The organism is Xenorhabdus bovienii SS-2004, assembly GCF_000027225.1.
Lineage (GTDB): Bacteria > Pseudomonadota > Gammaproteobacteria > Enterobacterales > Enterobacteriaceae > Xenorhabdus > Xenorhabdus bovienii_C.
The window spans coordinates 827,041-841,693 of the sequence record NC_013892.1; the positions used below are offsets into that span (position 1 = coordinate 827,041).

A 14,653-nucleotide genomic window follows, 5' to 3' on the forward strand; every position below is an offset into this window, starting at 1 on the left:
CGGTTCAGAATACCACAAGCTATGTATCACCGTTAACTCTGTTATTTTGTTGAATGCTGTGATGATTTACCAAGATTATCTGCGCATATTCAATTTAGGAAGTAAAGCACAAATTTCATCCAGCATTTTTTGCTCTTTTTCTTCTGGAAAATGTGCAGAAACCGGTAAATACCACCAATTAGGCTGAGCGAATTGGAAACATTTAACTGCATCTTTTTCTGTCATCAGCAAATTCTGCCCATCATCGGTCAGAGCCGACAATTGAGTTTTATCATAAGATTGATGATCAGCAAAAGCGTGTGTTTCCTGCAAAACAGCTCCCAACTGCTGCAAAGTTGCAAAAAAACGCGGTGGATGACCAATACCCGCCATTGCCACCCCATTGGGAATATCACTGACCTGACGCGATTCTCCCGTCAGCAGGTTAATCGCCAGTTCACCTTTTAATGTCATGGGCAATTCGCCTGTTTCCGGCACTCCCCCATTAACAATAATGGTATTAACCGTATTTAGACGACCAGCGAGTTCCCGCATCGGCCCTGCCGGTAACCAGCAGCCATTACCGAAGCGACGGATACCATCAATGACCACAATTTCATAATCACGCTGTAAGGCATAATGTTGGAGGCCATCATCGGTGATGATAATATCGACGGGGAAATGCATTAATAACGCCTTGATAGCGTCGGCGCGTTTCGGTGCGACCGCAACAGGTGCACCAGTACGGCGATGAATCAAAACTGGCTCATCTCCCGCTTGTGCCGTTGTCACTTCACCTGTTATCAACAGTGGGTAATGTTCCGCTTTCCCGCCATAACCGCGAGAAACAACACCAATCTGATAGCCTGTTCGCTGCAATTGTTCAACCAACCAAATGACGATTGGTGTTTTGCCATTCCCTCCTGCCGTCAAGTTACCCACTACAACAACAGGTACAGGCGCTTTCCAGGAACGGATCAACCCCAGTTTATAGCCTAAACAACGCAGACCGCTTATCAGCCCATAAAGGGCTGACAGTGGCAATAACAAGATGTAAAGCCATGAACGGCCGGACCATATGCGTTCAATCATTGACCAAATTGCATCCGATGTAATTGGGCATATGCGCCATCTTTTTCCAACAGAACCGAATGATTACCTTTTTCGACGATAAAACCGTCTTCAACGACGATAATTTCATCCGCATTTTCAATGGTAGAAAGGCGATGGGCAATGACCAAAGAAGTTCTGTTTTTCTGCAATTCATCCAGCGCCGCTTGTATGGCACGCTCAGATTCAGTATCCAGTGCTGAGGTTGCCTCATCCAGAATAAGAATTGGGGAATCACGCAGCAACGCACGGGCAATGGCAATACGCTGACGTTGTCCGCCTGAAAGCAGGACACCATTTTCACCAATCATGGTATCAAGACCCTGATCCAGTTTCTTGATAAAATCCATCGCATAGGCCATTTCCGCAGCTCGTTCAATTTCTTCACGGCTAAATTTTCCTTCGCTGGCATAAGCGATATTATTAGCAACCGTATCATTGAACAAATGGACATTCTGCGATACCAGCGCTATCTGGCTGCGTAGTGAAGACAATGAGTATTCACGCAAATCATGCCCATCCAACATGATGCCGCCTTCATTGATATCGTAAAAACGAGTGAGAAGATTGGCAATCGTCGATTTTCCTGAACCAGAACGCCCCACCAATGCGACAGTTTTACCTTTAGGAATGGTCATTGAGATGCTTTTCAGCGCAGGATGATCTTTGGTTGGATAGCAGAATGTGACATTACGGAATTCAAGATCACCTTTTGCTTTTTTCAGCTCCAGCTTACCTTCATCTTTTTCCTGTTCCATATCCAGAATCGCAAATAATGTTTGGCAAGCGGCCATACCACGCTGGAATTGTGCGTTAACATTAGTCAGCGATTTCAATGGGCGCATCAGGGCGATCATGGATGAAAATACCACGGTGATTTTACCCGCAGTCAGTGCGCCCATAATTTCCGGGAAACTGGCAGCATAGAGGACAAACGCTAAAGCAAAAGAGGCAATTAACTGAATAATGGGGTCAGAAATAGACGACGCCGACACCATTTTCATGCCTTGCTGACGCATATGGTTACTGACTTGGTTAAAACGTTTAGTCTCAATCTTCTGACCACCAAAGATCAAAACTTCTTTGTGCCCTTTCAGCATCTGTTCTGCGCTGGTTGTCACCATTCCCATGCTGTTCTGCATATTTTTGCTGATATTACGAAAACGTACCGAAACAAGACGAATAACAAGAGCGACAATCGGAGCAATGACAATCAAGATCAGGGAAAGCTCCCAACTGTAATAAAACATCAGAATGAACAGGCCAATAATTGATGCTCCTTCCCTGACAACTGTCACCAGCGCGCCGGAAGAAGAAGAAGCAACCTGTTCTGAATCGTATGTAATGCGGGAAAGCAATGTTCCCGTAGATTGCTGGTCAAAAAAGGAAACTGGCATACCCATCATATGAGTGAACAGACGACGGCGCACCTGCATGACAACTTTGCCAGATACCCAAGATATACAATAACTTGATATAAAACCCGATATGCCACGCAAAAGCATCAGCCCGATAACAACCAGCGGCATCCACTCCAATACGCTCATGTCTGCCTTGCCAAAACCCTCATCAAGTAAAGGTTTCAACAAAGAAAGCATCAATGTATCACCGGCAGCATTTATAACCAGCGCAATCGCCGCCACTGCCAAGCCTAGCTTAAATGGTGTGATGAGCGGCCACAATCGGCGGAAGGTCTGCCAGGTAGAAAGGTCTTTATCATTCATTATTGAGTTACCAAAACCAAAAGAAATAGCGGGTCATTCTACCCATGATCGCTATGAATACCAAACCACTGATGATACCACCGTGACATTATGTGTTGTCTATAACCTGCTAATTTAATGTGATCACGATAAAAATAACCGGTAATCTGGCCGGAAATCGCAGTGCTATACCATTGAATTTCAGCGTTTTTATAACGTTGTCGTACTTTCACGGAAGGTAACTTCCACGGGCTATAACGGGCAACCGAAGTTAATGCATATTTAGGCATGATTGTGCGTATAAATACCGCTGTGGACGAAGTATTGCTCCCATGATGAGGAACTTGCAATATTGTTGCATTCAGATGTTCTCGTTCAAGACTGACTAAGCGGTATTCACCCTGTTTTTCCAAATCACCTGTTAATAATAGACTGTGTTTACCATCATCAATGCGGATCACGCAAGATTGATTGTTACCGACAACCGCTGTTTTTTCTTGCGGCCAGATGACCTGAAACGTTAATTCCTGCCAGGTCCATTGCTCACCACGAATACAAGGCAAATGTGATTGCCCGATCAAAGAACTCCTGATTTGAATATCAGGATATTTTTTGCGCAGATATTCCACGCCACCTGTATGATCCAAATGATCGTGGCTGAGAATAATCTGTTCTGGTGTCAAACGATGCCAACGCAAATAAGGTGCAATGACTTTTTCTGCCATACTTCCCGTTTCCCAACGGTTTCCTGTATCAAAAATGATTGCCTTTCCTCCCTTGTCAATGACCACTGCCAAGCCATGTCCAACATCCAGCATCGAAAAACGCCATTGGTATTCATCATCGCGTTTTAAATAACAAACAATGATTCCAATCAAGACCCCTAACAGCCATTTATAAGACTTCCACCAGCCCAAACGCCAAAAAACGACAGAAAACCACCCCACAAGCGTGATAAAGATAGGGAAATGCCCTGTTTCAAACCATGAATGTGTTAAAACCTGCAAAGGCGCCAAAGCGAATACAATACTGTAATCAACCAACTGCCACAAAATTGGCTGAATAACAGGAAGAAAGAAACAGGATAACGCTAACATCACCAGTGGCACAGACAAGAAAGAAACTATCGGTACAGCCCATAAATTAGCAACCAATGATGCAATATTCAGCCCCTGAAACAGTAAAAGCTGCAACGGCAACAACATTAGCATCATTCCCAATTGCATATGCAGCCCACGTAGCCAACTCCAATGCCAGCCATAACGAATGCCCTCCGGTAAGGGCATCCAGTGAAACCAAAATAACAACGCCATCACCGCAGTAAATGAGAGCCAAAAGCTGTCAGAAAGGATTGCCAGTGGATCAAACAATAAAATCAGAGCTGCACTCCATAAAGCCCACTGCCATGAAAAACAAAACCGATTTCTGCACCGCAGATAAATCCAAAGTGTTAATCCTAATATTGCCCGGACAGCCGGAATTCCCCAGCCTGACAACCAAGCATATAACACTGCGGTCAGCCACCCCATGAGAAGCGGGAAACGAAAACTCACCCACCTTGCCGGAAAGAAAAACTGAATGCCCCTGGCAAGGCTCCAGCCGAATAAACTGGCCATTGCGATATGCAACCCTGAAATAGCCATAAGATGAGCGATGCCCGTTTGCTGCAACAGCAGTCTGGTTTGTTGATCCAGCCACTTTCTTTCACCAAAGGTAAGAGCCAGAGCGATCCCTGAATATTTCAATGGTTGGATTTCTGGCACCAGTTTATTTATCAAATCTTGCCTAAAACTGCACTGACCTCTTAGTAACCTAGCCTTAGTAATTTTGCCATTAAGTGGCTGACGAATCGAAAGTGCATATCTCTGGCTATCATAGCTTCCATGGTTCAATTGAGCATGAACCGGCCTGAGTTTCATTGTGACCTGCCATATCTGACCAGCACACAGCGATTCAGAAGAATTCCATAGTACCGATGCAAATAATGCAGGAAAAATATATTTTCCATCACTTTCAATGAATCTGATGCGATGACGTTCTGTTTCTTCCGCATTATTTTTCTCAGCATCTAAAGATACGCTCTCAATCATGACCGTTGCAGAGCGGGATGTTTCGCTGAAATAAGTGATTTGATTCAATATCAGGTGACCATGCCAACATCCAAAAATAAATGTCCATAACATCAGCGAAGTTATCCGAGCGGATTTCCGGGGAACAAACCATAAACAAAATGCCAGCCCAATCAGGAAATAAATTTCCCTCTGTTGAGGTAGTTCAGCGAGCAATAATAAGGGGAACATTCCCAGAATAATTGCTATAGCAGCCTGATTCAGACTGATAATAAGCAGCGGCTTTCGCCAAATGGAGAGAATATAATTCAAGGGAAAAAAAATGATAGGCCACATCCGGTTATGCCTCTGCGCTGATATTCCATTCACACAGGCAAGCCTATTCCATTATTTATGCTACGGCCAGACAGATAAATTCTAATATAGAATCACTTCGCAAATTAGTTCGTCGGTTAAGAAAAGATGACAAAATAATGCGAAAATAATCACAAAAAAACGGCACCCCAAGGTGCCGTTAGCAATTAAGTAATAACTTCTATCTTAGCTGTCACTATAGATATTCACGCGATCGCGTAACTCTTTACCTGGTTTAAAGTGAGGAACGTATTTACCTTCCAATTCAACTTTATCGCCAGTTTTGGGGTTACGACCCACACGTGGAGCCCGGTAGTGAAGAGAAAAGCTGCCGAATCCACGAACTTCAATTCGTTCACCTGCGGCCAATGTTTCTGCCATATGATCAAGCATTTCTTTCACTGCATCTTCAACGGCTTTCGCTGGCATGTGAGATTGTTGCTCAGTAAGTCTTTCGATTAATTCAGACTTGGTCATAATACCTCCCTAAACTACCGTATCAGGTAATACCACCGTTGCCGAGGTATCACCCGATGTTATTGACTTAGATTATTCGCCTTTAGCTGCTTTGAAAGCTTCAGCCATTGCGTTGTTAGCAAAGTTTGTATCTTCTTGTTTGTTCACAGAAGCGATAGCGTCTTTTTCATCAGCTTCGTCTTTCGCACGAACAGACAGGTTAACTATGCGGTTTTTGCGATCAACACCAACATATTTAGCTTCAACTTCATCGCCAACGTTCAGAACTTGAGTTGCATCTTCAATGCGGTCACGAGAAGCTTCTGATGCACGCAGGTAACCTTCAACGCCGTCAGCTAATTCAACTGTAGCACCTTTTGCGTCAACTGCAGTCACTTTACCATTAACAATCGTACCTTTCTTATTTACAGACAGGTAATTGTTGAATGGATCTTCTGCCAGTTGCTTGATGCCCAGAGAGATACGCTCACGCTCTGCATCAACCTGCAGAACTACAGCAGCAATTTCGTCGCCTTTCTTGTATTCACGAACTGCTTCTTCGCCTGCAACGTTCCAGGAGATGTCAGACAGGTGAACCAGACCGTCGATGCCGCCGTCCAGACCAATGAAGATACCGAAGTCAGTGATTGACTTGATTTTACCTTCAACGCGGTCGTTTTTGTTGTGAGTTTCAGCAAATTGCTGCCAAGGGTTAGATTTACACTGTTTCAGACCCAGGGAGATACGACGACGCTCTTCATCGATATCCAGAACCATAACTTCCACAACGTCACCAACGTTAACAACTTTGGATGGGTGGATGTTTTTGTTGGTCCAATCCATTTCTGAAACGTGTACCAGACCTTCAACACCTTCTTCGATTTCAACGAAGCAGCCGTAGTCAGTCAGGTTAGTTACGCGTCCAGTCAGTCTAGTACTTTCTGGGTAACGCTTAGCGATTGCTACCCATGGATCTTCACCCAGTTGTTTCAGACCCAGAGACACACGAGTACGCTCACGGTCGAATTTCAGTACTTTAACTGTGATTTCATCGCCCACATTGACGATTTCGCTTGGGTGTTTAACACGTTTCCAAGCCATATCAGTAATGTGCAGCAGGCCATCAACGCCGCCCAGATCAACGAATGCACCGTAGTCAGTCAGGTTCTTAACGATACCTTTAACTTCCATGCCTTCTTGCAGATTTTCCAGCAGCTGATCACGCTCTGCGCTGTTTTCAGATTCGATAACGGCACGACGGGAAACAACTACGTTGTTGCGTTTCTGATCCAGCTTGATGACTTTGAACTCAAGCTCTTTGCCTTCAAGGTGAGCAGTATCACGAACTGGGCGAACGTCAACCAGTGAACCTGGCAGGAATGCACGGATACCGTTCAGTTCTACAGTGAAGCCACCTTTGACTTTACCGTTGATAACACCGGTAACAGTTTCAGCTTCTTCGTATGCTTTTTCCAGCATCAGCCATGCTTCGTGACGTTTTGCTTTTTCACGGGACAGGATAGTTTCACCGAAACCATCTTCTACCGCATCCAGAGCAACGTCGATTTCGTCGCCAACTTGGATTTCCAGCTCGCCCTGAGCATTTTTGAATTGTTCTACAGGGATTGCAGATTCTGATTTCAGACCTGCATCAACCAATACAACGTCTTTATCGATAGAAACGACGACACCACGAACAATGGCACCTGGACGAGTTTCGATAACCTGTAAGGATTCTTCAAAGAGTTGAGCAAAAGATTCTGTCATGTTAATGATCTTCAAGGTTTTAAATTAACGTCCATCTAGCATCCGGCCGAATGGGGTTGTTTTACATACCTCGCAACTACTCCCTGTTACAAGGTGCTTTGGTATGCCAGCATATTTTACTGCCCACATACCAGGATTCTATATACATCTTCTTGGTGCGCTGTTGCAAGAGTACAACATGCGAAAACTACAATTACGCAGGCAATGCCAACGCGTTTTTCGCATAAGTCAGAGCCTTATCAATCACTTCTTCGATAGACATACTGGTCGAATCCAAGAGTAATGCATCATATGCAGGCACTAACGGCGCAACTGCCCGATTGCGGTCACGGAAATCCCGTTCCTGTATCTCGGACAAAAGGCTGTCAAAAGTAACACTAAAACCCTTCTCCTGCAACTGTAACATGCGCCTGCGGGCGCGTTCTTCCGCACTGGCATCGAGAAAAATTTTCACTGGCGCATCAGGGAATACCACCGTTCCCATATCACGACCATCAGCGATCAACCCCGGTGCGATACGAAAAGCCCGCTGCCGGCGAAGCAGGGCTTCACGGACACGAGGAAATGTTGCCGCCTGTGAAGCCGTATTGCCAACAGCTTCAGTACGGATTTCATTGCTGACATCTTCGCCTTCCAGAATGACCCTGAGTTTGCCATTTGCAGGCATAAAACGAACATCTAGATTTGCAGCCAGAGGAACCAGTGAGTCTTCGGATTGGATATCTACCTGATGATGAATGGCTGCCAGTGCTAATACACGATAAATGGCACCTGAATCAAGTAATTGCCAACCCAATGCTTCAGCCAGTGCCTGACAGAGTGTTCCTTTGCCAGCACCACTTGGCCCATCAACGGTTATTACTGAGGCTATCGCCACCATTATTTTCCTCCTTTTCGCATAGCGCTTTCCGCACAACAAACGGGTCATCTACCGATTGCAGAAAACTGCTCAATTAATGAGCAGTAAAATATCTCTTATTATACGCACTCCGCAGATGAGTGGAATAAGCACATCATGATTACCTGACGATTTTCACCATGAGTAAGCCACTGAAATGGATTCAATCCCTGATTACATTATGTATTGGCTCAGTTTTTCAAGCTGATTGAAATAATCCGGGAATGTTTTGGCCGTACAGCCTGGATCAAGAATCGTCACTGGTGTATCCGAAAGCGCAACCAGTGAGAAACACATCGCCATTCGATGATCATTATAAGTTTCAATTTCAGCATGATTGAGCTTTTGTGGCGGAACGACACGAATGTAATCATGCCCTTCTTCCACCTCAGCCCCAATCTTGCGTAATTCAGCCGCCATTGCATTGAGACGATCCGTTTCCTTTACCCGCCAGTTATAAATATTGCGGATGACCGTTTCACCTTGAGCAAACAGTGCTGTTGTCGCAATAGTCATAGCGGCATCAGGAATAGCATTCATGTCCATATCGACACCAATCAATGTGCCACGTTCACATTCCACAAAATCATGACCCCAGCGAATCGTCGCCCCCATCCTTTCCAGCACATCAGCAAATTTTGTATCGCCTTGCAGGCTATTCTTACCGATACCTGTCACGCGAACCGTGCCACCTTTTATCGCAGCGGCGGCCAGAAAATAAGAGGCAGATGAAGCATCCCCTTCCACCAGATAATGTCCCGGCGATTGGTATTGCTGCTGCCCCTTAACATGAAAAACTTGATATTGGTGATTTTCTACCGTCACGCCGAAACTTTCCATCAGCGCCAGAGTAATATCAATATAAGGTTTAGAAACCAAATCACCTTGAATATGAATGTCTGTATCATTCGCCGCCAGTGGTGCAGCCATCAGCAAAGCTGTCAGAAATTGGCTGGAAACACTGCCATCAACGACAACTTTCCCCCCCGAGAATCCACCTTTGATATGCAGGGGCGGATAATTTTCCTGTTCAAGATAATCAATTTTTGCTCCGCCTTGACGCAATGCATCCACCAAGTGACCTATCGGACGCTCTTTCATCCGAGGTTCCCCTGTCAGCACGACATTGTTGTCTCCCAGACACAGTGCCGCAGCCAACGGACGCATGGCCGTCCCTGCATTGCCCAAAAACAGCTCCAGCGCACCTTTTCCGGTGATAGTTCCCCCAATGCCATCAATTTCACAGCAAGTACGATCGTCTGATAGACGGTAGGGAATTTCGAGTGTTGTCAAAGCATTAAGCATATGGCGGATATCATCACTGTCCAACAAATTGGTCAGGCAAGTAGTTCCCTTGGCAAAGGCTGCAAGCAGCAGCGCGCGGTTGGAAACACTTTTGGAGCCGGGCAGGTTAATAGTTCCATTGATACAGGAAATAGGTTTTAACGTCAGGGATTGCATAAACAGCGGGATCTCCGGTTTTTAATACGTTGTATTTGTAATTTTCGCTTTAATCTATTGAAATAAGTGAGGAATATTCACATCGGGAGGTTTCATTCCTCCCGATAATAAGCGCATTATGCGTTACGGCGTTCAAAATCAGCCATAAACTCAACCAATGCCTGAACACCTTCATAAGGCATGGCGTTATAAATGGACGCTCGCGCACCACCAGCAACTTTATGCCCTTTCAAAGCGTGTAACCCATGTGCATAGGCTTCTTCCAGAAATTTACCATCCAGCATTGGGTTGGCCAGTTGGAATGGTATGTTCATGATGGAACGATTCTGTGGCGCAACACAGTTGATATACAGATTACTGTTATCAATGGTGCGATAGAGGAGCTCTGCTTTCGCCTGATTACGTTTGCTGATTTCCTGTAAGCCACCCTGCTCTTTCAGCCATTTGAATACCATGCCAGAGAGATACCAGGCAAATGTTGGTGGCGTGTTGTACATCGAGGCTGATTTAACCTGCACAGTATAATCCAGAATTGACGGAGTATGCTGATGTGCTCTACCCAATAAGTCCTCACGGACAATCACCACTGTAATTCCTGCTGGCCCGATGTTCTTCTGGGCTCCCGCATAAATCACACCGTAACGACTCACATCAATCGGGGCTGAAAGAATAGCTGAAGAGTAGTCAGCAATCACAATCTTATCATCGCCAAAATCCGGCTCTTCAAAAATTGCAATACCTTCAATAGTTTCGTTAGGACAATAATGCACATAGGCGGCATCACTGCTCAGCGCCCATTCACTCATTGGCTTTACGCTTCTGATGCCATCAACTTCTGTCGTAATATTTATGACGTTTGGTGTGCAATATTTTTCTGCTTCTTTCGCTGCACACTCAGACCAATAACCACTGACGATATAATCGGCTGTCGTTTTGTCACCAAGTAGATTCTGTGGTAAAGCCGAAAACTGACCACGAGCACCACCATGACAAAACAAAACTTTATAATTCTCAGGTATTGCTAATAAATCCCGAAGATCTTTTTCTGCTTCAGCCGCAACATCCATGAACTCTTTGCTACGGTGGCTGATCTCCATAACAGATGTTCCCAGACCATGCCAGTTGCAAAGCTCTTGTTCTGCACGGCGTAGTACTTCTGCTGGCAACATGGCTGGACCAGCGCTGAAATTATATACCTGACTCATTAACTTCACCCTATCAACGGATACAATAAAATCGGATGTATTGGTTTTATCATTCCCGCCCTGTCGCTGCAATGGTTATTAAAAGATTGTTGCAACCTATTGTATAACTGGTTGATAGACTGAATTATTAATAATATGGATATAAAACACCGAAATATATAAATCGATGTATTATTTAAAGGTGATTTTCTATTTATGAATGTAAAAATAGATGTATCAATAGTTCAGCTTGTAATGAATGTGATGAACACATCCGAAAATATAAGGAATTTTAAAATAACTCTCAGTAAGTAAATAATATTTTTTTCAATCACTGGATTATTAGAAATATGTTATGGTCAGATATTGAACTTAAATACAGAAAGACGCATTAAAGGCGTCTTTCTGCTTTTCTATATCTTTCATCTTTCAAATTACAGCTTCATTGGCTACAAATTGAAATCTATTGGATATAAGTCAGGAATTAATATTGAGTAAACATTTCCTGAATTTTTGCTGTATCAGAAGTTTGCGTCAGAGCCAGTTGCAGAAGAACACGAGCTTTCTGTGGATTCAAACGCTCTGATGCTACAAAACCATATTTGCTGTCGTTAACTTCAGCATTCTTGGTTGTATAACCAAAAGGAATACGGCTGGATCTGACAACAACCACACCATCTTTAGCGGCTTGAGCCAAAGTGTCAAAAACGGATTTATAGATATTACCGTTACCTACACCAGCGCTGACAATACCCTGATAGCCATTTTCCACGAATGCTTTTGCTGGCAATTCGGAGGCATTAGAGTAGTTATAAACAATACCCACTTTTGGCAGTTTATCCAGTTTGCTGACATCAAAAGCGAATTTATGCTCTTTTTCTGGTGCAGTAGCAGAGTAGTAGCTCACCTTACCATTGTGAACAAAACCTTCTGCTCCGCTATTGATAGCCTGAAACGCCTGAACTTCAGTGGTGCTCAGTTTGCCAATATGACGACCGTGAATCACAGAATCATTCATAGAAAGCAAAACACCACGGTTTGCAGAGTTTTTATCTGCCGCTACAACTACGGCATTATACAGGTTCAATGGGCCATCAGCACCCAGAGCTGTTGATGGGCGCATTGCACCAACCATTACGATTGGCTTCTGGCACTGAGTGGTTAAATCGAGGAAGTAAGCGGTTTCTTCCATCGTGTCAGTACCGTGAGTAACCACGAAACCATCGGTCTTATCACAATCTGCGTTGATTTTTTTTGCCAGTGTCAGCCAAACCTGATCATTCATGTCTTGAGAGCCGATGCTGACAACCTGCTCACCTTTCAAATTAGCGATGTTTTTAATCGCGGGTACAGCATTCAGCAGTGAATCAATACCAACTTTACCCGCAGTATAGCTAGATTGAGTTGCTGACTCGCCACCACCGGCAATTGTGCCACCAGTTGCCAAAACAGTAATGTTTGGCAGAGCAAGCGCAGAACCACTAACTAACGTCAGAAAACCGGCTATTGCTGTTTTTTTAGTCTTTCTCATGATTTAACCTCTTGTAAAAAAAGTCATTTTATTATGTAAACTGGAAATAAATAAACTCTAATTAACAATAATTTTTGGGAATTGATAGAGCAGACAAAAAAAACGCCGTATGATATGCGGCCTTTAACAAAAAATTGAAGTGAATAACGATGACGCAAACCTATATCCCCGGCAAAGACGCCGCGTTGGAAGATTCCATTAACCACTTCCAATCCAAGCTGGCATCTTTTGGTTTTAATATCGAAGAAGCCTCATGGCTGAATCCCGTACCCAATGTCTGGTCGGTACATATCCGTGATCGCGACTGCCCACTGTGCTTTACCAATGGCAAAGGAGCCAGCAAAAAAGCAGCATTGGCCTCTGCATTAGGGGAATATTTTGAGCGTCTGTCGACAAACTATTTTTTCGCTGATTTTTACCTTGGGAATACCGTTGCTAACGGGGAATTTGTCCATTATCCAAACGAAAAATGGTTTCCATTGCCAGAAGATGACTCCCTGCCAGAGGGCATTTTAGACGAGCGCCTTCACCATTTCTATAACCCTGACAACGAACTCTGTGCCAGTCAATTGATTGATTTTCAATCCGGCAATGAAGAACGCGGGATCTGTGCTCTGCCTTTCACTCGCCAATCCGATAATCAAACCGTTTATATTCCGATGAATATTATCGGCAACCTGTATGTCTCAAACGGCATGTCCGCAGGCAATACCATGAACGAAGCCCGCGTTCAGGGGTTATCAGAAGTGTTTGAGCGCTATGTAAAAAACCGCATTATTGCAGAATGCATCAGCCTGCCTGAAATCCCAGAAAGCGTAATGAATCGCTATCCTGGCGTAGTTGAATCCGTCAACAAATTGCAGGCAGAAGGCTTCCCACTTTATTGCTACGATGCCTCACTGGGTGGTCAATTTCCGGTAATTTGCGTTGTGCTGTTCAATCCGAATAATGGCACTTGCTTTGCCTCTTTTGGCGCTCATCCTGATTTTGGTGTTGCGCTGGAACGTACCGTAACCGAGCTTCTGCAAGGCCGCAGCTTAAAGGATCTGGATGTCTTTACGCCACCAAGCTTCGATGATGAAGAAGTGTCTGAACATACCAATCTGGAAACTCACTTCATCGATTCAAGCGGTGCAATTAGCTGGGATCTGTTCAAACAGGATGCCGACTATACATTTGCTGATTGGAGTTTCAAAGGCACTACAGAAGAAGAATTTGCCACACTGATGGGGATCTTCAATACGCTGGATGCTGAAGCTTATATTGCTGATTACGAACATCTGAACGTTTATGCCTGCCGTATTCTGGTGCCTGGCATGTCAGATATTTATCCGGTTGAAGATTTGCACATTGCCAATAATACAATGGGAACTCATCTGCGTGATACTATTCTGGCGTTACCAAATAGCCAATGGCAACCAGCAGAATATCTTGCTTTCCTTGAACAATTGGATGACGAAGGGCTGGATGATTTCACCCGTGTCCGTGAATTACTGGGGATCGCCGCAGGTAAAGACAACGGCTGGAGTAACCTGCGCATTGGTGAATTGAAATCCATGCTGGCATTGGCTGGCAACGATCTGGAACAAGCGCTGATCTGGGTTGAGTGGACACAGGACTTCAATGCTTCGGTCTTCACCGCCGAACGAGCCAATTATTATCGCTGTTTGCAAACACTGCTGCTATTGACCCAAGAAGAAGATCGTGACCCAAGCCAATACCATCAGGCTTTTGTCAAAATGTACGGTCAGGAAACAGTCGATGCTGCTTCCGCCGCCATTGACGGCAAAAACGGCTTCTACGGCCTATGGTCTGTAGATTCAGAGCTAAAAACATTGCCAGCACATCAGGCATTACTCAATGCTTATGAAAAACTGCAAAAAGCCAAACGCGAGTTTTGGTCAAATAAATAAACCGTTACATTAAAGTTTATTTATTATAGAAAGTAAAATTCAGGTTAAATTAAGTTTATTTAAAAATAACAAATAAATGACAATTTAACCTGTTATTTTACGTTTTTAATATTCTCAAAAATCTTTCATATAAAATATTGTTATAAATTTTAAAAAATATTTTTTCATTATAAATCAATACATTAAGATATAATAGTCGCATTTAGCCCCCCATAATCCCCCAGACTT

General features: G+C 44.1%; 10 protein-coding genes. 1 reads left to right on the plus strand and 9 read right to left on the minus strand.

Features of this window, described 5'->3' with window-relative positions:
* Positions 1-75: 75 nt before the first annotated feature.
* The 9 genes from lpxK to ansB form a co-directional block, all read right to left on the minus strand.
* Positions 76-1,071, minus strand: a complete 996-nt coding sequence (lpxK, locus tag XBJ1_RS03485) for a tetraacyldisaccharide 4'-kinase (protein WP_012987383.1) — start codon at positions 1,069-1,071, stop codon at positions 76-78.
* The gene (msbA, locus tag XBJ1_RS03490) at positions 1,068-2,816 is read right to left on the minus strand and encodes a lipid A ABC transporter ATP-binding protein/permease MsbA (protein ID WP_038198359.1); all 1,749 of its coding nucleotides are present in this window, start codon (positions 2,814-2,816) and stop codon (positions 1,068-1,070) included. Before msbA ends, lpxK begins: the two co-directional genes overlap by 4 nt.
* 35 nt (positions 2,817-2,851) lie before the next feature.
* Positions 2,852-5,197: a ComEC family protein gene (locus tag XBJ1_RS03495; RefSeq protein WP_012987385.1), complete on the minus strand. Its 2,346-nt coding sequence runs from the start codon at positions 5,195-5,197 to the stop codon at positions 2,852-2,854.
* Positions 5,198-5,401: 204 nt separating this feature from the next.
* Positions 5,402-5,692, minus strand: coding sequence for an integration host factor subunit beta (ihfB, locus tag XBJ1_RS03500; RefSeq protein ID WP_012987387.1), 291 nt, complete (start codon positions 5,690-5,692; stop codon positions 5,402-5,404).
* 72 nt (positions 5,693-5,764) lie between these two features.
* A complete protein-coding gene (gene rpsA / locus XBJ1_RS03505) occupies positions 5,765-7,438 on the minus strand; it encodes a 30S ribosomal protein S1 (protein WP_012987388.1) in 1,674 nt (557 codons plus the stop codon).
* A gap of 193 nt (positions 7,439-7,631) precedes the next feature.
* Complete coding sequence (cmk, locus tag XBJ1_RS03510) at positions 7,632-8,318, minus strand: (d)CMP kinase (protein ID WP_012987389.1); 687 nt, start codon at positions 8,316-8,318, stop codon at positions 7,632-7,634.
* A 192-nt stretch (positions 8,319-8,510) separates the two neighbouring features.
* Entirely contained in the window at positions 8,511-9,797 is a 1,287-nt protein-coding gene (gene aroA / locus XBJ1_RS03515; protein ID WP_012987390.1) for a 3-phosphoshikimate 1-carboxyvinyltransferase, read from the minus strand.
* A 116-nt stretch (positions 9,798-9,913) separates the two neighbouring features.
* Positions 9,914-11,002 (minus strand): 3-phosphoserine/phosphohydroxythreonine transaminase, encoded by a 1,089-nt coding sequence (gene serC, locus XBJ1_RS03520; protein ID WP_012987391.1) that lies wholly within the window; start codon positions 11,000-11,002, stop codon positions 9,914-9,916.
* A gap of 463 nt (positions 11,003-11,465) precedes the next feature.
* Positions 11,466-12,512, minus strand: coding sequence for an L-asparaginase 2 (gene ansB, locus XBJ1_RS03525; protein ID WP_012987392.1), 1,047 nt, complete (start codon positions 12,510-12,512; stop codon positions 11,466-11,468).
* A 149-nt stretch (positions 12,513-12,661) separates the two neighbouring features.
* Here ansB and ycaO point away from each other — a divergent pair, with 149 nt between their 5' ends.
* The gene (ycaO, locus tag XBJ1_RS03530; RefSeq protein ID WP_012987393.1) at positions 12,662-14,425 is read left to right on the plus strand and encodes a 30S ribosomal protein S12 methylthiotransferase accessory factor YcaO; all 1,764 of its coding nucleotides are present in this window, start codon (positions 12,662-12,664) and stop codon (positions 14,423-14,425) included.
* Positions 14,426-14,653: the final 228 nt, after the last annotated feature.